This window comes from Arthrobacter sp. 01T414 (genome assembly GCF_056398965.1).
The window spans coordinates 56,138-76,748 of record NZ_JBFTQK010000002.1; the positions used below are offsets into that span (position 1 = coordinate 56,138).

At 68.0% G+C, this 20,611-nt stretch carries 17 protein-coding genes; all 17 read left to right on the forward strand.

The genetic code is table 11. The annotated features are described in order from the left end of the window. The first annotated feature begins 7 nt into the window (after positions 1 to 7). The 17 genes from dinB to AC1DK9_RS05845 all read left to right on the forward strand — a co-directional run bounded on the left by dinB (position 8) and on the right by AC1DK9_RS05845 (position 20,602). The gene (gene dinB / locus AC1DK9_RS05765) at positions 8 to 1,171 is read left to right on the forward strand and encodes a DNA polymerase IV (RefSeq protein WP_476915614.1); all 1,164 of its coding nucleotides are present in this window, start codon (positions 8 to 10) and stop codon (positions 1,169 to 1,171) included. A gap of 316 nt (positions 1,172 to 1,487) precedes the next feature. Next, the gene (locus AC1DK9_RS05770; protein ID WP_476915281.1) at positions 1,488 to 1,859 is read left to right on the forward strand and encodes a DUF3040 domain-containing protein; all 372 of its coding nucleotides are present in this window, start codon (positions 1,488 to 1,490) and stop codon (positions 1,857 to 1,859) included. A gap of 442 nt (positions 1,860 to 2,301) precedes the next feature. After that, positions 2,302 to 2,730 (forward strand): division/cell wall cluster transcriptional repressor MraZ, encoded by a 429-nt coding sequence (gene mraZ, locus AC1DK9_RS05775; protein WP_056740915.1) that lies wholly within the window; start codon positions 2,302 to 2,304, stop codon positions 2,728 to 2,730. 209 nt (positions 2,731 to 2,939) lie between these two features. After that, a complete protein-coding gene (gene rsmH, locus AC1DK9_RS05780; RefSeq protein ID WP_476915282.1) occupies positions 2,940 to 3,941 on the forward strand; it encodes a 16S rRNA (cytosine(1402)-N(4))-methyltransferase RsmH in 1,002 nt (333 codons plus the stop codon). Continuing rightward, entirely contained in the window at positions 3,938 to 4,609 is a 672-nt protein-coding gene (gene ftsL, locus AC1DK9_RS05785) for a cell division protein FtsL (protein WP_476915283.1), read from the forward strand. The genes rsmH and ftsL overlap by 4 nt, the downstream gene beginning before the upstream one ends. 44 nt (positions 4,610 to 4,653) lie before the next feature. After that, positions 4,654 to 6,456, forward strand: coding sequence for a peptidoglycan D,D-transpeptidase FtsI family protein (locus AC1DK9_RS05790; protein WP_476915284.1), 1,803 nt, complete (start codon positions 4,654 to 4,656; stop codon positions 6,454 to 6,456). A 113-nt stretch (positions 6,457 to 6,569) separates the two neighbouring features. Next, positions 6,570 to 8,225 carry a UDP-N-acetylmuramoyl-L-alanyl-D-glutamate--2,6-diaminopimelate ligase gene (locus AC1DK9_RS05795; protein WP_476915285.1) on the forward strand — a complete coding sequence of 552 codons (1,656 nt, stop codon included), beginning with the start codon at positions 6,570 to 6,572 and terminating at the stop codon, positions 8,223 to 8,225. Between the two features lie 6 nt (positions 8,226 to 8,231). Next, positions 8,232 to 9,755: a UDP-N-acetylmuramoyl-tripeptide--D-alanyl-D-alanine ligase gene (locus AC1DK9_RS05800; protein WP_476915286.1), complete on the forward strand. Its 1,524-nt coding sequence runs from the start codon at positions 8,232 to 8,234 to the stop codon at positions 9,753 to 9,755. Further along, positions 9,752 to 10,861, forward strand: a complete 1,110-nt coding sequence (mraY, locus tag AC1DK9_RS05805; RefSeq protein ID WP_476863586.1) for a phospho-N-acetylmuramoyl-pentapeptide-transferase — start codon at positions 9,752 to 9,754, stop codon at positions 10,859 to 10,861. Before AC1DK9_RS05800 ends, mraY begins: the two co-directional genes overlap by 4 nt. Continuing rightward, a complete protein-coding gene (murD, locus tag AC1DK9_RS05810; RefSeq protein ID WP_476915287.1) occupies positions 10,843 to 12,444 on the forward strand; it encodes a UDP-N-acetylmuramoyl-L-alanine--D-glutamate ligase in 1,602 nt (533 codons plus the stop codon). The genes mraY and murD overlap by 19 nt, the downstream gene beginning before the upstream one ends. A 2-nt stretch (positions 12,445 to 12,446) precedes the next feature. Beyond that, a complete protein-coding gene (ftsW, locus tag AC1DK9_RS05815) occupies positions 12,447 to 13,922 on the forward strand; it encodes a putative lipid II flippase FtsW (RefSeq protein ID WP_476915288.1) in 1,476 nt (491 codons plus the stop codon). Between the two features lie 6 nt (positions 13,923 to 13,928). After that, positions 13,929 to 15,059, forward strand: a complete 1,131-nt coding sequence (gene murG, locus AC1DK9_RS05820; protein WP_476915289.1) for an undecaprenyldiphospho-muramoylpentapeptide beta-N-acetylglucosaminyltransferase — start codon at positions 13,929 to 13,931, stop codon at positions 15,057 to 15,059. Positions 15,060 to 15,123: 64 nt separating this feature from the next. Further along, complete coding sequence (gene murC, locus AC1DK9_RS05825; RefSeq protein WP_476915290.1) at positions 15,124 to 16,536, forward strand: UDP-N-acetylmuramate--L-alanine ligase; 1,413 nt, start codon at positions 15,124 to 15,126, stop codon at positions 16,534 to 16,536. Further along, entirely contained in the window at positions 16,529 to 17,485 is a 957-nt protein-coding gene (locus AC1DK9_RS05830) for a cell division protein FtsQ/DivIB (RefSeq protein ID WP_476915291.1), read from the forward strand. The genes murC and AC1DK9_RS05830 overlap by 8 nt, the downstream gene beginning before the upstream one ends. A 284-nt stretch (positions 17,486 to 17,769) precedes the next feature. Then, a complete protein-coding gene (gene ftsZ, locus AC1DK9_RS05835) occupies positions 17,770 to 18,984 on the forward strand; it encodes a cell division protein FtsZ (protein WP_476863580.1) in 1,215 nt (404 codons plus the stop codon). Positions 18,985 to 19,112: 128 nt separating this feature from the next. After that, on the forward strand, positions 19,113 to 19,859 hold the full coding sequence (locus AC1DK9_RS05840) for a purine nucleoside phosphorylase YfiH/LACC1 family protein (RefSeq protein WP_476863579.1): 747 nt from the start codon (positions 19,113 to 19,115) through the stop codon (positions 19,857 to 19,859). Then, the gene (locus AC1DK9_RS05845; protein ID WP_476915292.1) at positions 19,856 to 20,602 is read left to right on the forward strand and encodes a YggS family pyridoxal phosphate-dependent enzyme; all 747 of its coding nucleotides are present in this window, start codon (positions 19,856 to 19,858) and stop codon (positions 20,600 to 20,602) included. Before AC1DK9_RS05840 ends, AC1DK9_RS05845 begins: the two co-directional genes overlap by 4 nt. Positions 20,603 to 20,611 lie beyond the last annotated feature (9 nt).

Consider the following 20,611-nt stretch of genomic DNA (forward strand, 5'->3'; position numbering starts at 1 on the left):
CAGCAGTATCCTGCACGTGGACATGGACGCATTCTTCGTATCGGTGGAGCTGCGCAGCCGCCCCGAACTCAAGGGGCGCCCCGTGATTGTGGGCTACCCGGCGGACCGCTCGGTGGTCCTGTCAGCTTCCTATGCCGCCCGCAAGTTCGGCGTCAAGTCAGCGATGCCCATGGCGGTCGCCGCCAGGATGTGCCCCTCCGCCGTCATCATCGAACCGCGGCACAAGCTCTACTACGAGGTTTCGGCCCAGATCATGGCCATCTTCGGCTCGATCACCGACCTCGTGGAACCGCTGAGCGTCGACGAGGCGTTCCTCGACGTCGGCGGTGCCATCCGACGGCTCGGGCCGCCCCGGGAAATCGGGGAACTGATCCGGCGCAGGGTCGAGAGCGAGCTTGGCATCACGGCGTCAGTGGGGATCGCCGCCAGTAAGTTCGTGGCCAAGATCGCCTCAACCCGGTGCAAGCCCGACGGGCTGCTGCTGATCGGCCCCGACGAGACGGTGCCCTACCTGCACACGCTGCCGGTCAGCGCCCTCTGGGGGGTGGGAGCCAAGACAGTCGAGGTTCTCGCCCGGATGGGAATCCGTACCGTTGCCGACGTCGCCGCCACGCCGCTGCCGTCACTGCGCAAGATTCTGGGCGCCACGGGGGAGCACGTCCACCGGCTCTCGTGGGGCATCGACCCCCGGCCGGTGACTCCGGTCCGGCTCGAAAAGAGCATCGGCGCGGAGGAGACGTTTGCGGTGGATACGGCCGACGACGCCCTGCTGCACCGGGAGCTGCTGCGTCTCTCGCACCGCACGGCGGAACGGCTCCGGAACGCCGGGATGCATGCCAGGACCGTTGCCTTGAAGCTGCGCTACGCCGATTTCTCCACCATCACCCGCAGCCGCACCGTCAGCACCCCGATAGATAGCGCACAGTTGCTTTACGGCGTCGCCGTGCAACTACTTGAGTCGGTCGGCCAACGGCCCATGACGGTGCGCCTTGTGGGCATCCGGGCGGAGCAGCTCGAGGAAGCCGCCCTGGCGCCGCTGCAGCTCAGCCTGGACCGCCGGGACGATAACTGGCGCGCCGCCGAGCAGGCCCTGGACCGCGTCACCCGCAAATTCGGCAATAAGTCCGTCCTCCCTGCCCGGCTGCTCGATCCGGGGCCTGGCGCCGAGTGAGCTGGCGGCCCCGGGTGCAGCGGTGACAGCCGGCAGGGGCGGCGCTGCGCCGGGCCGCCGCAGGCCGCCGCGAAGCCGCAGACAGCGTCTTTCAGAACAGGGCGCAACAATCTATCCTTAGAGATACATAGATTTCGAACGACTGGATCGAACGTTCGGGTTGCCGGCCATGCCAACTAAACACCTTTCAGGGAAGAGCGGATCCCCATTTCACCAATGACGGGAAACGGGGAACCAGACGCTCATCCCGGTCGTTAGGGTTTTAGGGACAAGGGCCGCGTCAAATCTGGACGTTGGTCGACTTAAGGAGGTCGTGATGCCGCTCTCGGAGCACGAACAGAAGTTGCTTGAGCAACTTGAGAAGCAGCTGCACGAGGACGATCCCAAGTTTGCCAGCTCCATGGGATCGGATCCGGGTCGCTCCTGGTCCACCCGTCATCTGGTCATCGGGGTCCTCGGCACCCTCGCGGGCATTCTCTTGTTATTGCTGGGCGTCTCGCTGCAGAGCATCGTTGTTGGTGTCCTTGGCTTTGTGGTCATGGGCGCCGGCGTCTACTTTGCGACCATGCGCAGCACGGCCGGCAAGTCCAAGTCCGGAGCCGCCGTCAGGAAGCCGGGCAAGCCCCGCAGTTCGTTCATGAGCAACCTCGAGGAGCGCTGGGAGGAACGACACCGCGGGGACGGCTGATACGGTTCAGCTCCCCGGGCAGCCACCGGACCTCCACTTCGCACCACCCAGACCACGGCTACGCCCATAAAGACCCGCTTCGGCGGGTCTTTTGCCGTTTAACCGGCGCCAGATACTCGCTGACCGCCCGTTATTGGCAGCAGGCGCCGGGCCCTGTAACGGCCATGAGAACGCTGTGCCGGTCAAGTCCGCACGGCGTGGGCCCTGGCGGCCAAACGGTGGCCCGCCGGGGCTTCGGCGGGGTCAAATCCCTCCACCGCGCCCCACTTTTGCCGGTTCCCTTTATTCGCAAGGGACATTTGGTTGAAAACTGACGCTAAATTGACCAAAAATATGCCAAATGTCGTTGACGGGGGAGTGAAGTGGAGTAATGTGGAGGACGTAAGAGGGTAGTGGCAGCACAGGGGACGTTGGACTTCCTACAACAGACAGGCGGTGGGCCGTGTTTCTCGGCACTCATTCGCCGCGTCTGGACGAAAAGGGTCGAATCATCCTGCCGGCAAAGTTCCGCGAGGAACTCGCCGCCGGCCTGGTTCTCACAAGGGGCCAGGAACGTTGCATCTACGTCTTCAGTGAGGCGGAATTCGGCCGGGTTCACGAGCAGATGCGGGAGGCTCCAATCTCCTCCAAGCAGGCCCGTGACTACATCCGCGTTTTCCTCTCTGGAGCCTCTGACGAGGTACCTGACAAGCAGGGGCGCGTGACGATTCCGCCGGCGCTCCGGGAATACGCAGGTCTCGGCAGGGAACTGGCCGTCATTGGCGCAGGCACCCGCGCGGAGATCTGGGACGCCCAGGCCTGGAACGAGTACCTGGCCGAAAAGGAAACCGCCTTCTCGGAAACCGACGACGCCATCCCGGGAATCCTCTGAGACCCGGGCGGCACCATCAGCACCAAGCGTTTCTTGATTGAGATCTCCAGCCGCCCATCCGGCAGTTCACCTGGCTCACTTCCCCGGAGCCAGGCGGACCGCAGGGTAGGCGCGGATGGGGATCTGGATCAAGAAGCCGCAAACCGGCACCGCGGGGAACACCCGCAGCGCCACGCGGCAGCCACACCCGACAACGAAAGGACGCAGGCATGAGTGACGACTCAAACCAGGCGAAGCCTACGTCCGAACGACATGTACCGGTTCTCAAGGACCGGTGCATCAATTTGTTGGCACCGGCTTTCGAAGAGGCGCGACGCCGTGGCGAGACGCCGGTCGCCGTCGATGCGACGCTCGGCATGGGAGGCCACTCCGAAGCCATGCTGCAGCGGTTTCCGGACCTGCACCTGATCGGCATCGACCGTGACGAGGAAGCCCTCGCCCTGGCGGGAGAACGCCTGAAGCCCTTCGCTGACCGGATCGACCTGGTCCACGCGGTGTACGACGAAATCCCCGAAGTCCTTCAGGACCTGGGCTTCGCCGAGGTCCACGGCATCCTGATGGACCTCGGCGTCTCCTCGCTGCAGCTCGATGAACGCGAACGAGGTTTCGCTTACTCCTTCGACGCGCCGCTGGACATGCGGATGGACACCAGCCGCGGCCAGACCGCTGCCGACGTCGTGAACAACTACAGCGAAGAGGACCTCGTCCGGATCATCCGGAAGTGGGGCGAGGAGAAGTTCGCCGGCCGGATCGCCAACCGGATCGTTGCAGCCCGCGCCGAGAAGCCTTTCACTACCACCGGCGAACTTGTCGAAACCATCCGGGCCGTGGTTCCGTCCGGTGCCGCCAAGACCGGCGGCCACCCCGCCAAGCGGACTTTCCAGGCACTCCGGATCGAGGTCAACGAGGAACTCGAGGTGCTGGAGCGCGCGATTCCGGCGGCCGTGGCCTCGATCGCCCTCGGCGGCCGGGTTGTCGTCATGTCCTACCACTCGCTGGAAGACAAGATCGTCAAGGGAGTCTTCCAAGCCGGTTCCAAGTCCTCGGCCCCGCTCGGTTTCCCGGTGGAGCTTGAGGAGCACAAACCCGAACTCAAGACCCTGACGAAGGGCACCGAGGTGCCCACCGCCGAAGAAATAGCAGAAAACCCACGCGCCGCCTCCGCCAGGCTCCGCGCCGTGGAACGCATCAAAGCCAGGAGAGTCGCATGAGCACCGCCGCCGTCAACAGCTTCCCCGTTGCCACCGCTGCCACGGCCCGTGCCCTCCCGGCGCTGCACCCCGGTGCGCCCGTCCGCAAGTCCCGGACGCCGCTCTCCGTCGTCCGCTCCGTTCCGCGCAAGCGTCGGGCACCGTTTGTGGTGATGTGCTTCGGTATCCTCGCCCTGGCCCTGATGGCCGTGCTCGTCCTGAACATCTCCGTCTCCTCGGCGCAGTACCAGCTGGTCGAGCTGCGGGCCCAGCAGTCCACGCTGACCAAGCAGAACCAGGACCTCACCCAGCAGGTGCAGAACTTTGACGCCCCGCAGAACCTGGCCGCCAAGGCCACGGAGCTGGGCATGGTGGCCTCCGCAGGCAAGGGCCAGATCGACCTGGCCACGCTCGCGGTGACCGGGCAGGCCAAGCCCGCCGTGAAGGGCGACGATGCAGGCTCCGTCATTGCCGCGCCGGCTGTTGCCGGCCAGGTCAATGTGGTTCCGTCCGCCTCGGAGAACGAACCGCTCCTGAGCCGCAAGCCGGCGTCGAGCCTCCCGGCAGCCGCTGAAGCCGCTGCCGCCGCGCAGGCTGCGAAGGCACCGCGCGTCAAGGTTCCCGCCCTGTCGGTGAACCTCTACGGCGGCACCATCCCCGCCCCCGCGCAGAAGGTCCCCGGAAAATAGCCGACGGGACCAACGACCAGCCAGGCAAGTAGCAAGGAATCATCGTGGCGCAGAACACCGGCAAGGCACGCCCCAGCAAGACGCCGAGCGCCACGCGACGGCTGCGGCTTGGGCTGGGCCTCATGCTCACGCTGCTGTTGGTTGTTGGCGGGAAACTGTTCCTGGTCCAGGGCCTCGACGTCGGCGGCATGGCCGAGGCGGCCCTCCAGAACCGGCTCAAGCCGATTGAACTGCCCGCGGAGCGCGGAAGCATCCTCGACTCCCGCGGCACGGTGCTGGCCAGCAGCGTGATCCGCTATAACGTCGTGGTTGACCAGACCGTCAACACGAACACCGAATCGTTCCCGAGGCTCGAAAAGGTCGACGGCAAGGACACCGTGGTCAAAATCCCGCGCGACCAGGGCATCGAAGAGCTGGCGACCGTGCTGGGCATGAAGAAGAACGACCTCAAAACGGCGCTGACCGGCACGTCGCGCTACTACATCGTGGCGAAGGACATCCGGCCCGACGTGGAGGACCGCGTTTCCAAGCTCCAGGTCCCCGGCATCGTCACCGAGGGCACCAGCAAACGCGTCTATCCCAACGGCTCGGTGGCCGGCGGAATCGTCGGCTTCCTCAAGGACGGCACCACCGGCCAGGCGGGGCTGGAACAAACCCAGGATGACGTGCTCAAGGGCACCGCGGGCAAGCGGCTGTTCGAGATCGGCGCCGACGGGCTGCGGATCCCGGTGGGCGTCGACCAGTTCACGCCGGCCGTCAACGGCAAGGACATCAAACTCACGCTCAACTCCGACCTGCAGTACTTCGCCCAGCAGGCCATCCAAAGCCAGAAGGACAAGCTCAGCGCCGAGTGGGGCATCATCATCATCCAGGACGCCAAGAACGGCAACATCATCGCGATGGCGGACACCAATGCGCCGGACCCCAATGATCCCGGCAAAGTCGCAGCCGAGGACCGCGGCGTCCGTGCGGTGACCGCCGCCTACGAGCCTGGCTCCGTGGAAAAGATGATCACCGCCGCCTCCGCCATCGAGGAGGGCACTGCCCGCCCGCTGGACAAATTCATCATCCCGCCGAGCTACACGGTGGACGGCCAGAACTTTACCGACGCCTTCGAACACGGCACCGAGAAACGAACGCTGGCCGGCATCGTCGGCTATTCGATGAACACCGGCACGGTCATGGTGGGCCAGCGGCTGAGCAAGGAAAAGCGGCACGACTGGCTGCAGAAGTTCGGCATCGGCGAGGCGCCGGACATCGGGCTGCCCGCGGAGTCCAAAGGCATCCTCACCCCCGCCGACCAGTGGGACGGCCGCCAGCAGTACACCGTGCTCTTCGGCCAGGGCGTTGCCCAGTCGACCCTGCAAACGGTCCGCGCCTACCAGAGCATCGCCAACGGCGGCGTCATGGTGCAGCCGCGCCTGATCGACAGCTACATCAGCCCCGACGGCACCGAAGAGAAGGTCCCGGCCAAGCCCAACCGGCAGGTGGTCTCCAAAAACACCGCCAAGCAGGTCCGCGACATCCTGGAAAGCGCCGTCACCGAGGGCGAAATCAAGGACGCCGCCATCGACGGTTACCGGGTGGGCGCCAAGACCGGCACCTCCGAGTCCCCGTGCGACGACGGCAAGTCGGGATTCTGCGGCTACACCGCCTCCCTGATCGGGATGGCGCCAATGGACGATCCGCGGTTTATTGTTGAAGTGGTCCTGCAACGGCCCAAGGGCAGCATCTACGGCATCACGCAAGGACCCGTGTTCCGTTCGGTCATGAGCCAGACGCTGCGCACCTACAACGTCGAGCCGTCCACCGGGAAGCCGGTCCGGCTGCCGCAGTACGCCAAGTAGCACCCAGCAGGACGAGTCAGCAGCACCAACCAGTTCCATGCAGCCGGGCCTGCGTGCGGATCAATCTTCCGCGCGCGGCCCGCCCTGCACCAGCACCACCAACGGAGATCCTTTTGTCAGAGCTCAATGCCCCGGAAGCGGCGGCCACCCCGACCGGCCTGGACTCCACCTCGGCGTTCCGGCCCACGGCGGTTGCCCCGGTGCCGCTCGAGACCATTGGCGAGGGAATCGGCGTCGTCGTCCCCGGCGCCGCCGCGGACGTCCAGGTCACCGGGATCTCGCTGAACTCCCGGGCCGTCATGCCGGGAGACCTGTACGTCGCCCTGCCCGGAGCCACCCGGCACGGAGCTGACTTCGTGTCCCAGGCAGTGGAAGCCGGCGCCGTCGCGGTGCTGACGGACGACGCCGGTGCCCGCCTGCTGGCGCTCTCCAATGACATCGCCGTCCCGGTGTTGCTGGCCGGGGAACCGCGCAGCCTGGTCGGGGCCCTCTCCGCGCTGATCTACCAGAGCAGGCCGGAGAACGCCGCCGCTCCGGCCCTGTTCGGCGTCACCGGGACCAACGGCAAGACCACCACCACCTACTTCATCAACTCCCTGCTCCGGGCACTGGGCCGGAAGACCGGGCTGATCGGCACCATCGAAATCCTGGCGGGCGGCGAAGCAATCCCGAGCCTGCTCACCACGCCGGAATCGACAGACGTGCACGCCCTCCTGGCCCTCATGCGCGAACGCGGCCTGGACGCCGCCTCCATGGAGGTGTCCTCGCACGCCATCTCCTTCCACCGGGTCGACGGCGTGGTGTTCGACGTCGCCGGGTTCACGAACCTCACCCAGGACCATCTGGACCTGCACGGGACCATGGACGAATACTTCCAGACCAAGGCCCGGCTCTTCACCGCGCAGCGCGCCCGGGCCGCCGTCGTGACCGTCGACGATGAATGGGGCCGGAAACTGGCGGCCGGCGCCGGCATCCCCGTCACCACGCTCGCCACACGCACCGACGCCGGTGACGAGGCCGGTCCGGCAGCGGACTGGACCGTCGTGGACCCACAGCCGCGCGGGCTCGGCACCGAGTTCGCTCTGCGCCACCAGGACGGTACCGAACTGCGCCTGCACACCGGGCTGCCCGGAAGCTTCAACGTCGCCAACGCCGCCCTGGCCACGGCCATGGTGCTCGCCAGCGGCGTCCCCGCGGCCGAGGTGCAAGCCGCGCTGGACACGGCGGATCCGTTCACCGTAGCCGTGCCCGGACGCATGCAGCTCGTCGCGACAGCGCCGGCCGCCGTGGTCGACTTCGCCCACAACCCGGACGCCCTCGCCCGCGCGCTCGAGGCCGTGCGCTCCCCGAAGGCGGGAGCGAAAGTGATCGTCGTGTTCGGTGCCACCGGCCAGCGCGACCAAGGCAAACGCCCCACGATGGGGGCGATCGCGGCCCGGCTCGCGGACATCGTGATCGTCAGCGACGACGACCCGCACGATGAGGACGCGGCAGCCATCCGCGCCGACGTGATGGCGGGCGCCCTCGAAGCCAAAGATCGCGAGGGACTCGGCTGCACGGTGCTGGAGGTCTTCCCCCGTGACGCCGCCATCCGCAAAGCGGTGGAGCTCGCCGGCCCCGAGGACACAATCCTCGTTGCCGGCCGCGGCCACGAGGTCTGGCAGGAAGTCAAGGGCGTCAATCTGGCGCTCGATGACCGGGTGGAACTGCGGTCCGCCTTGACAGTACGAGGATTCACCGTTCTCGATGACCAGCGGATAGAGTCCTAAACCGAGATGATTGCATTTACAGCGGCGGAAATCGCCGAAATAACCAACGGCCGGCTTGCCGCCGAACCGGGCCTCACGCCCGGCTCTGTGGTCACCGACTCCCGCGAGGCCACGGCGGGTTCCCTCTATGTGGCCAAGCCGGGGGAGGCAGCCGACGGTCACGACTTCGTCGCCGCCGCCTTCGAACGCGGTGCCGTGCTGGCCCTCGTGGAGCGGGACGTCCCCGCCGCCGACGGCCGGAACTTCCCCGCGGTGGTCGTTGCGGACTCCGTCCTGGCCATGGGCGCCCTCGCCGCTGAGGCCGTGCGCCGGATCCGCGCCCACCGCGAAGCCGACGGCGAGTCACTCACCGTCATCGGCATCACCGGATCCGCGGGAAAGACCACCACGAAGGACCTGCTCGCCGGGATCCTCGCCGAACACGGCGAAACGGTGGCGCCGCAGGGTTCGTATAACGGCGAGGTCGGCGTGCCGCTGACCGTCTTCAAGGCCGGCTACGGTACCCGCTACCTCGTGATCGAGATGGGCGCCACCGGCATCGGCCACATCCGCTACCTCGCGGACATGGTCCGTCCGGAGATCGGTGTGGTGCTGTTCGTTGGTACCGCGCACGCCGGCGAGTTTGGCGGCGTCGAAAACATCGCCCTGGCCAAGGGCGAACTGGTGGAAGCCCTCCCCGCCCACGGCACGGCCGTGCTGAACCTGGACGACGCGCGGGTGGCCGCAATGGCCTCCCGGACCTCCGCGACGGTCCTCGGCTTCTCCGCCCAGCCCGCCCGGGGCGGCCAGCAGGCCGCCGTCCAGGCCGAGAACGTCGAGTTGAACGCCGGGGGCAGCCCGGAATTCGATCTCCTGCTTCCGGACGACAGCACCCGCCACCACGTCTCGGCCAAGCTGATTGGGGCCCACCACATGGGCAACCTGCTGGCCGCGGCCGGCGCTGCGCATGCCGCCGGCATCCCCGGCGCGCAGATCGCCGCTTCGCTGAGCGCCCAGTCCGCCGCCAGCCGTTGGCGGATGGAACGCACCGAACGGCCCGACGGCGTGACCATCATCAATGACGCCTACAACGCCAACCCGGAGTCCATGCGCGCCGCCCTGCGGACGCTGGCGGACCTGGGCCGTGGCCGCCGGACCTGGGCCGTGCTCGGTGCGATGCTGGAACTCGGCGAAGACTCGATCCGCGAGCACACCGCCGTCGGCACCCAGGTGGTCCGGCTCAACATCTCCCGCTTGCTGGTGATCGGACGCGAGGCCCGCGCCCTCTACGTCTCGGCGGTCAACGAGGGCTCCTGGGGCGACGAATGCCTCTTCGCCGAGACCGTGGACGAAGCCTACGAGATCCTGCGCGCCGAACTCGAGCCCGGGGACCTGGTCCTCTTCAAGTCATCCAACAGCATCGGACTGCGCCATCTGGGGGATCGGATAGCATTACCCCCATTGGCCCCGGACACGTCGGCCGGTACCTCCGCCGGAGACGCTGCTGAGACCCCCGCCGAAACCGCCACCGAAGGGAGCACCCTGCCGTGATCGCACTGCTGATGGGCTCCGGTCTGGCCCTGCTGCTCTCCTTCCTGGGCACCCCGCTCTTCATCCGCTTCCTGGTCCGTAAGAGCTACGGACAGTTCATCCGCGACGACGGACCCACCTCTCACCACACCAAGCGCGGCACCCCCACCATGGGCGGCACAGTGGTCGTGGTGGCGGTCCTGGTCTCCTACGGCATCACGCACCTCGTCATGTGGATGATGAACCCACGGTCGCCCGGGCCATCGGCCTCGGCGCTGCTGTTGCTCTTCCTCATGGTCGGCATGGGACTCGTCGGATTCCTGGACGACTTCATCAAGATTTCCGCGCAGCGCAGCCTGGGGCTCAACGCCAAGGCCAAGCTGATCCTGCAGGCCGCGGTCGGCATCATCTTCGCGGTCCTGGCGTTGAACTTCCCGGACGAGAACAACGTCACGCCGGCGTCGTACCAGATCTCCCTGGTCCGGGACATCCCGTGGCTGAACCTCGCGTTCGGCGGCACCGTGGCCGGGGCCATCTTGTTCGTGCTGTGGTCCAACCTGATCGTCACCGCCGCCACCAACGGCGTCAACCTCACGGACGGGCTGGACGGCCTCGCCGCCGGCGCCTCCGTGATGGTCTTTGGGGCGTACACCATCATCGGAATCTGGCAGAGCAACCAGGCCTGCGGCTCACCCCGGCAGGCCGGCGCCGGCTGCTACACCGTCCGCGACCCGCTGGACCTCGCCCTGCTCGCGGCCATCCTCAGCGCCGCGCTGGTCGGCTTCCTCTGGTGGAACACCTCCCCGGCGAAGATCTTCATGGGCGACACCGGATCGCTGGCGATCGGCGGCGCCGTCGCCGGCTTCGCGATCCTGTCCCGGACCGAACTGCTGCTCGCCTTCATCGGCGGCCTCTTCGTCCTGATCACCCTTTCGGTCATCATCCAGGTCGGCTACTTCAAGATCACCAAGGGCAAGCGGTTCTTCAAGATGGCCCCGCTGCAGCACCACTTCGAACTCAAGGGCTGGGCGGAAGTCACCGTCGTGGTCCGCTTCTGGATCCTCTGCGGACTCTTCGTCGCGGCCGGCCTGGGCATCTTCTACGCCGAATGGGTGGTGCTGCTGTGAGCGGGAACATCCCTGAGCCGCTGGCCACCTCGCCGCGGCTGGAGAACCTCACCGGCTGGGACTCGGACTGGTCCGGACTCCGTGTGGTCGTCACCGGCATCGGGATCTCCGGTTTTGCCGCCGCCGACACCCTGATCGAACTCGGCGCCCGCGTGGTCGTGGTGGATGCCGCGGACAGCGCGAAGGCCCGCGCCCAGGCGGACACCCTCCGGATCGTCGGAGCCGTCGATGTACTGCTCGGCGAAGACGCCGTCGCATCCGTGCCGAAGGTCGACGGCGAAAAGCCTGAGCTGATCGTCACCTCGCCCGGCTGGCGGCCCGACCAGTCCCTGCTGGCTGCCGCCGCGCGGGCACACATCCCGGTTTGGGGCGACGTCGAACTCGCCTGGCGGGTCCGCGAACGCAAGGGCCGCAAGACGGCTGACTGGCTCACCATCACCGGCACCAACGGCAAGACCACGACCGTCGGGCTGACCGAATCGATGTTGCAGGCCGCGGGACTCAAGGCGATCGCCGTCGGGAACGTAGGCACGCCAATCCTGGACGCGCTCCGCGACCCGGTGGACTACGACGTCTTCGCCGTCGAACTCTCCAGCTTCCAACTGCACTGGAGCCACTCCGTGTCGCCGGTCGCCAGCGTGTGCCTCAACGTGGCCGAAGACCACGTTGACTGGCACGGCTCCTACGACTCCTACCTGGCGGACAAGGCCAAGGTCTACGAGCGGACGCAGAAGGCGTGCATCTACAACGCCGAGCAAATCGAAACCGAGCGCATGGTAGAAGACGCCGACGTCGTCGAGGGTTGCCGCGCGGTGGGCTTTACCACCGTCACCCCCGCGATCAGCATGGTCGGCGTCGTCGAAGGCCTGCTCGTGGACCGCGCCTTCATTCCCGAACGCAAGGACAGCGCCGCCGAACTGGCCGCGATGACCGACCTCGGACCCGTGGCGCCCCGGCACATGGTCGCCAACGCCCTCGCCGCGGCCGCCCTCGTCCGCGCCTACGGGGTAGAGCCGTCCGCCGTCCGCCAAGGGCTGCAGAATTACCTGCCGGGGGACCACCGCATCCAGCCCGTCGCCCGCCACGAGGGTGTGCTGTGGATCAACGACTCCAAGGCCACCAACCCGCACGCCGCCGCCGCCTCATTGTCCGCATTCCAGAACGTGGTGTGGATCGCCGGCGGTCTGTCCAAAGGTGTGAATTACGACTCACTGGTCCGCGACAACGCCTCCCGGCTCAAGGCTGTGGTGCTGATTGGCACGGACTCGTCGGGCCTGCTTGCCTCGCTCCAGCGACACGCTCCGGATGTCCCCGTGATCGGCCAGGCAAAGGGCGAAACTGAAGACGTGCAGACTGCCGAAACGGCCCACGCCGACGCAGGCCCCTCGCCGATTTACGGTGAGACTGTGATGGCACGGGCCGTTGAGTCGGCGGCACAGCTGGCCACCTCGGGGGACACTGTGCTCCTGGCCCCGGCAGCTGCATCCATGGATCAGTTCTCTTCCTATGCTCACCGTGGCGACGCCTTCATCGAAGCTGTCCGCGAGCTCGTGGAAGGGCAGGCTCAGACCACCGAGGAGTAGCAATGGTCAGCACGCCCACCCGTCCCGCCGCGCCGCGGGCGGGCGCCGTAAGCAGTAAGCCAGTCACGCGAGGCGCAACCCCCGTGGCCCGCGTCCGCGGCTGGTACCGCACCTTCTGGTCTGCCTTGGAAGGCACCGGGAAGTCCCGGAACGGTTCCACGTACTACCTCATCCTCGGCTCCACCCTCGCGCTGACCGCGATCGGCATCATGATGGTGCTGTCCGCCTCCAGCGTGGAGGCGATCGCGGCCGGTGAGTCGCCCTATTCCGCGGCCCTCAAGCAGGGGATGTTCGCGGCCATCGGCGTCTTCGTGATGCTGGTCCTCTCCCGGGTGAACGTGGTGTGGCTCAAACGCGTCGCCTGGTTCGCCATCCTAGGGGCGCTCGTCCTGCTGGTCCTGGTCCTCCTCGTCGGACGCAGCGCACTGGGCAACCAGAACTGGATCGAAGTCGGCGGAATCACCTTCCAGCCCTCCGAAGCGGCGAAACTGGCGCTGGCGCTCTGGATGGCCACGGTGTTGCACGCCAAAGCCAAACTGCTGCACCTGACCAAGCACGCGTTGATTCCCGTCGTGCTCCCGGGCGCGGGCGGGGTGATCGGCCTGATCCTGCTTGGCAACGACCTCGGCACCGCGATGATCGTCATGATGATCACCGCCGCCGCCTTGTACTTCGCCGGCGTGCGGCTGTACCTCTTCGGCATCGCCGGCGCGGTCCTGGCCGTCGGCACGGTGGTACTAGCCATCACGAGCCCCAACCGCGTTTGCCGCATCCTGTCGTGGACCGGCCAAACCTGCGCCGACGGCTCGGACGTGAACTACCAGTCCACCAACGGCCTCTACGCCCTGGCCTCCGGGGGCTGGTTCGGCGTCGGGCTGGGCCAGAGCCGGCAGAAGTACAGCTGGATTCCGGAAGCCCACAACGACTTCATCTTCGCGATCATCGGCGAGGAGCTCGGCCTGATCGGCACCATCGTGGTCCTGGTCCTCTTCGCGGTGCTTGGCACTGCCATCTATCGCGTCGTGGTGGCCCAGCAGGACCTGTTTCACCGCGTCCTCGCCGGTTCGATCATGGTGTGGCTGCTTGGCCAGGCCACCGTCAACATGGCCGTGGTCACCGGGTTGCTCCCCGTCATCGGCGTGCCGCTGCCCTTCATCTCTTACGGCGGCTCGGCCCTGCTCATGTCGCTGTGCGCCATCGGCGTAGTGTTGTCACTGGCCCGCGCCCAGATGGAGCCGAACATGCAGCCTAAAAGGATGTTCAAGTTTGGCCCGGCCGGCTTCGCAAAAGTCCTCCGCAAACAGGCGGGTGCAAGCCGGACCACCAAGCGGCCGGCTGCCGGGCCGGCAGCAGGCGCCAAGGCCCCGGCGGCGGCCCCGGGCGCCCGATCAGCCGGGCCCGCGGCAGGCAGCACGCCCGGCCGGAAGCCCGGTACCAGGACCCCCGCCCCCAAGAATCCCGCACGGAAGCGTACCTAGCCCACCATGAAGACCAAACCGAACCTGTCCGTCGTCCTCGCCGGCGGCGGCACAGCCGGGCATATCAGCCCGCTGCTGGCCATCGCCAACGCCATCCTCGAGGCCCGTCCCGAGGCGCAGCTCCTCGCCGTCGGCACTCCCGGCGGCATGGAAGCCCGCCTGGTTCCGGCCGCGGGGCTGGAACTGGCCACCGTCAGCCGGGTTCCGTTTCCCCGCAAACCCTCGATGGAGCTGCTGCGGCTGCCCGGCAAGCTCGCCGGCGCCGTGCGGCAGGCCGGCGCCATCCTCGACGAAGCGCAGGCGGACGCCCTCGTCGGCGTCGGAGGGTACGTTTGCACCCCCTTGTACCTTGCCGCGTGGCGCCGCAAGATCCCGATCGTGGTGCACGAGGCAAACACCCGGCCCGGGCTGGCAAACCGCGTCGGCGCACGGCTGAGCCGTCACGTGGCCGTAGCCTTCGCCGCGACCAAACTTCGCGGGGCGCGGCATGTCGGCATGCCGATGCGGCGGGAAATTTCGGGCCTGGACCGGACGGCTGCCCGTGAAGCCGCGCGCACAGCCCTCGGCCTGGAACAGGACAAACCCACCCTGATCGTCACCGGCGGCTCCTCCGGCGCCCAAAGCATCAACCGCGCCATAGCCGCCTCGGTCGGCGCGCTTGCCGACGCCGGCATCCAGACCCTGCACATCACCGGGCGGGACAAGGCCGTCCATGATGCCGAGGGCAAGCTGTTGGTCGCGCCCGGCTACCGCCAGGTGGAGTACGTGGACGGCATGGAACTGGCCTACGCCGCCGCCGACGTGCTGCTGGCGCGCTCCGGCGCCGCGACCGTCTGCGAGGTCGCCGCCGTCGGCGTCCCGGCCGTGTTCGTACCGCTTCCCATCGGCAACGGGGAACAGTCCCTCAACGCCGCCGGACTTGTCGACGCCGATGCCGCGCTCCTGGTCGAGGACGCCGCCTTCGACGCCGCCTGGGTCGCCGGCCACGTCATCCCGCTGCTGCAGGACCGCGCCCGGCTGGACCGGATGGCTGCCGCCGCGGAACGGCTTGGCATCCGCGACGCTGACCGGCGGATGGCCGCACTCGTTCTTGAAGCCGCGCAATCCACGGCCGGCAGCGCGACAGCGCAGCAGTGACCAGCACAGCAGTGACCACTGAACTACACAGCACCTTGAACACCCGGCAGGAAGCGGTAAAGCAATGACCCAGGCCCAGAACGGCACCCCGCCAGAGGTCCGCACCCAGGACTCGCTGGGGCGCGTGCACTTCATCGGCATCGGCGGGGTGGGGATGTCCGCAGTCGCGCGAATCATGGTGGCCCGCGGCCTGCCGGTGAGCGGCTCCGATGCCAAGGACCTGCCGGTCATGGCCGAGCTCGCCGCCGCCGGCGCCCGGATCGCGGTCGGCTATGACGCGGCAAACCTTGGCGACGCGCAGACCGTCGTCGCCGGTTCCGCCATCCGCTCCGACAACCCGGAGCTGGCAGCCGCGCGCGCCGCGGGATTGCCGGTGCTGCACCGCTCCGAGGCGCTGGCCGCAACGATGGCGCAGGACACGGCCGTCACGGTCGCCGGCACGCACGGCAAGTCCACCACCACGTCGATGATCACGGTGCTCCTGCAGGGCGCCGGGATGGACCCCTCCTTCGCCATCGGCGCCAACGTCCCGGCCCTGGGCGTCAACGCGGCGACCGGGACGTCACCGGTGTTCGTCGCGGAAGCGGACGAGTCGGACGGTTCCTTCCTGAATTACCGTCCGCGGATCGCGGTCGTCACCAACGTCGAGCCGGACCATCTGGACCACTACGGCACGGCGGAGGCTGTCTACGCCTCCTTCGACCGCTTCACCGAACTGCTTCCCGCCGAGGGCCTCCTGGTGGCCTGCGCCGACGACGACGGCGCCCGTGCCCTCGCGCTGCGCACCCGGGAACGCGGAAACACCCGCGTGGTCCTCTACGGAACGGCGGTCGACGCCGACGTAACGCTGCACGACGGCGGACCGGGCGGTGTCTGGATTTCGACGCCGGCTGGCCGCTTCGCGGTCGAACTCCAGGTCCCCGGCCGGCATAACGCGCTGAACGCCGCCGCGGCTTTCGCGGTGGCGCTGGAGCTCGGCATCGCGCCGGAAGCGGCGTCCGGCGCGCTGGCCGACTTCTCCGGTGCCTCGCGCCGCTTCGAGTTCAAGGGCTCGGGCCGGGGTGTCCGCGTCTACGACGACTATGCCCACCATCCCACCGAGGTCCGGGCGGCCCTCGCCGCGGCCCGCTCGGTGGCCGGYGACCACCGGGTCCACGTGCTTTTCCAGCCCCACCTCTTCTCCCGGACCAGGGAGTTCGCGCACGAGTTCGCGGAGGCCCTCGCCGCGGCTGACACCGCGCTGGTGCTGGACATCTACCCGGCCCGGGAAGACCCCATTCCGGGCGTCACCAGCCAGCTGATCGCGGACCACCTCGGCCCCGGCGGACGGCTTGTGGGCCCCGGGGACGAGGCCGTCAAGGCAGTGCTCGAGGCCGCGGCTCCGGGAGACATCGTCCTCACCGCCGGCGCGGGCGATGTCACCGCCTACGGCCCGCTCATTGTCGAGGCCCTGACGGTCGAGGCCGCCGGTGGCTAGCCCGCGCCGGCCCGCGTACCCCTCCGGCCCGCGCGGGCCTGCCTCCGGCCGGCCCGCCGCCGGGCAGGACGACGTGATCTCGGCGTCGAAGTCGACAGACACCGCTCCGACAGACACCGCCCCGACCGGCGCCGGCCCGACAGGTGCGCCCAAAAACCCGACCGGCCCGAAAAACCCGGGCGGCCCCAAAAATCCGGGCGGCGGCGGCACGGGGGAGCCGCAGCCCGGCAAGGTGCTCGCTTTCCCCGAACCGAAGGCCAAACGGCGCCGTCGGATCGTCCTCACCACGGTCGCCGTGATCGCGGTGCTGATGGCGGGGATCGTCGCGGCGGCCGTGTACTCGCCGTGGCTTGCCGTTCGCACGGTCACCGTGGAGGGCAACCGGATCCTCAGCACCAAACAGGTCAAAGCTGCCCTCGAACCGCTCCAGGGCAAACCCCTGACCCAGATCAGCGACGAGGAAGTCAGCGGACTGTTGCAGCCGCTCGTCCAGGTCAAAGCAGTCAGCACCCAGGCCCGGCCCCCGTCCACGCTCCAGGTGCGCATCACCGAGCGGATACCGGTGGCGCTGGTGAAACAGGGCGAGGTCTACCAGCTGGTGGACGTCGACGGCGTCCAGCTCGGCAAGGCCAAGGACCCGGCTGCGATAAAGCTTCCGGTCATCGACGCCGGCCGGGGCGCCTTGCCCAAGGACCTGTTCCACGCCATCACCGGGGTCCTCGGGGCACTTCCGCCGGACGTCCTCGCCCGGCTCTCCGATGCCTCGGCCAAGTCCGTGGACGCCGTAGAGCTCAAACTCCTGGACGGCCGGACCATTGTGTGGGGCAACGCGGGGGAGAAGGAACTCAAAGCCCGGGTGCTCTCGGCCCTGCTGAAGGCGCCCGCGGATCCGAAAAATCCCGTGGCCGTGTACGACGTGAGTGTGCCCCGCCACCCGGTCACCCGGTAGCGGGCCTGCCTTACATGGGGCGGTCCGCGGGCGATAGTGGAAGTGGCGCACCTGCCGGGATCCGGCGTCGCCACAAAGCAGCAAAAAAGTAGAAACGGACGGCATTTGGCCGGTATTACCGCGACACGCGGAGCCGGTTATTGAATGTCCTCTGGATAGGAAATAGCGTCACAGACATGAGTTACTTGACATAACTATAACCTTCAACTGGAAGGTTAAGGTTCAAAGCCTCAAGCTTGACTCCATCAGTTTTCGCAATAGAACACGAACAAGGGACACGTAACGTGGCAGCTCCGCAGAATTACTTGGCCGTCATCAAGGTCGTCGGCATCGGCGGCGGTGGCGTGAACGCAGTCAACCGCATGATCGAAGTCGGTCTTCGCGGCGTCGAATTCATCGCCATCAACACGGACGCGCAGGCGCTGTTGATGTCCGATGCGGACGTCAAGCTCGACGTCGGACGCGAGCTGACGCGCGGCTTGGGAGCCGGTGCGAATCCTGAGGTCGGCCGGCAGGCAGCGGAGGACCACGCCGACGAAATCGAAGAGGTCATCCGCGGCGCAGACATGGTCTTCGTGACCGCCGGCGAAGGCGGCGGCACCGGCACCGGCGGCGCGCCCGTCGTGGCCCGCATCGCACGCTCGCTGGGTGCGCTGACCATTGGCGTGGTCACCCGCCCGTTCACCTTCGAGGGCCGCCGCCGCGCCGGTTCCGCCGAAGCCGGCATCGACGCGCTGCGCGACGAGGTCGACACCCTGATCGTCATTCCCAACGACCGACTGCTCTCCATCAGCGACCGCAACGTCTCGGTGCTGGACGCTTTCCGCTCCGCGGACCAGGTCCTGCTCTCCGGTGTCCAGGGCATCACCGACCTGATCACCACCCCGGGCCTGATCAACCTCGACTTCGCGGACGTCAAGTCCGTGATGCAGGGTGCCGGTTCCGCGCTCATGGGCATCGGTTCGGCCCGCGGCGAGGACCGCGCGGTCAAGGCCGCCGAACTGGCGATCGCCTCGCCGCTGCTGGAAGCCTCCATCGACGGCGCCCACGGCGTCCTGCTCTCCATTCAGGGCGGGTCGGATCTCGGCCTGTTCGAAATCAACGAAGCAGCCCGCCTGGTACAGGAAGTGGCCCACCCGGAGGCCAACATCATCTTCGGCGCCGTGATCGACGACGCCCTCGGCGACGAGGCCCGCGTGACCGTGATCGCGGCCGGCTTCGACGACGTCAAGGCCACCTCGCCGTCCATGGACCAGTCCCAGCCCGCCCCGGCACGCGCCGCCGCTCCGGCTCCGGCCCCGGCGCAGGCCCCCGCCTCCGCACCGGCACAGCCGATGCACGCCGGCGTGGGCGCTTCCGGGCTCAGCAACTGGGGACAGCAGCGCCCCTCGGCCGTACCGGCCGATTCGGGTTTCGATGTGGACCTGCCCTCCGTCGTGGAGCCGGACCTGTCCGGACGCCACTCGGACGACCTGGATGTGCCTGACTTCCTGAAGTAGGCATCGGTCCAAAACAGCAATCAGCACCATGGCACTGCCTCCGGCGGTGTCATGGTGCTTTTTCGCACGCTACGGTGATTGGTATGTGCTTTTCATTGTTTGCTGCTCCCGAACAGGCGGTGTGCTGAGTGTTCTACTGGCGAGCTGAGGTGCGGCCCGGCGTCTGGGCGGCGTTCACCAATGTGGCCGCGGGCAACCTGGCGCTTCACGTCGGCGACGATCCTGCTGCGGTGCGCCGACGCCGCGAGACGCTGGAAGAGGCTGCCGGGCTCGGCTCGCGTGGCTTCCGATTCATGAACCAGGTCCATGGCAGCGAGGTGGCCGTCATCGCCGCCGATGCCAGCGGTGGCCCGGCGGCGATCCCAGGCGAACCGGCCGCGACCGCCCCGACAGCCGACGCCATGGTGTCCACCGGCGAACCGCTGGCGGTCATGGTGGCGGACTGTGTGCCGATCGTGCTGGTGGGGGAGAGCGGGACCGCTGGGCCGGTTCTCGGCGTCGTGCATGCCGGACGGCCGGGACTGGCGGCCGGTGTGGTTCCCGCCGCGCTGGCGCGGATGCGTGCCCTGGGCGCCGTCGACATCGGTGCCTGGATTGGGCCTTCCATCTGCGGAAAGTGCTACGAGGTCCCGGAAGGAATGCGCGCTGACGTTGCGGCGATCGTCCCCGCGGCCTGGTGCACCACGGCCCAAGGAACGCCCGGGCTGGACCTGCCGGCCGGCGTCCGCAGCCAGCTCGAGTCCGAGGGGGTCGCCGTCGAATATGCCGGCGGCTGCACCCGCGAGGACGGGGAACTGTACTCCTACCGGCGCAACAACAACACGGGCCGGTTCGCGGGCCTGGTCTGGACCGACGCTACGGGGGCTACGGCATGACGGGGCCAGCGACGGACTCCACACCAGCTGACCCGAGGCTCGCCGAGCTCCGCGAACGGCTCGCCGCGGTGCGGCGGCGGATCAGCGACGCGGCGGCCGATGCCGGGCGCGGGGTTGCCCCGCCACAGCTGATTGTGGTCACCAAGTTCCACCCGGCCGAAGACGTCGCACGGCTCGCCGCGCTCGGCGTCACCGACGTCGGCGAAAACCGCGACCAAGAGGCGGCAGAGAAAGCGGCCCGGCTACAGGAGCTGCAACTGAGGTGGCACTTCATCGGCCAACTGCAGAGCAACAAGGCCAAATCGGTCGTGAAATACGCCTACGCCGTGCACTCCGTGGACCGGCCCCAGCTGGTCACCGCACTGGCCAAAGCGGTCCGCGCGGAGCAGGAACGTACCGGCCGCGGCGACCTCGAATGCTTCATCCAGGTCAGCCTGGACGAGGACGCCGACGGCCACCGCGGTGGGGCGCTGCCCGCGGATGTCCCGGCGCTGGGCGAACAGCTCTCGGGAACGCCCGGACTGCGGCTTGCCGGCGTCATGGCCGTGGCGCCGCTCGGCGCGGCACCGGAGGGTGCCTTCGAAAAATTGGCGGAAATCTCCGCCCGGCTGCGCAGCGACCACCCCCACGCCACGGGCATCTCTGCCGGAATGAGCCAGGACCTCGAAGCGGCCATCCGGTTCGGGGCGACACACCTTCGAATAGGCTCCGATATTCTCGGTCCGCGCCCGGCCTTGCGGTAGGTTCAACGT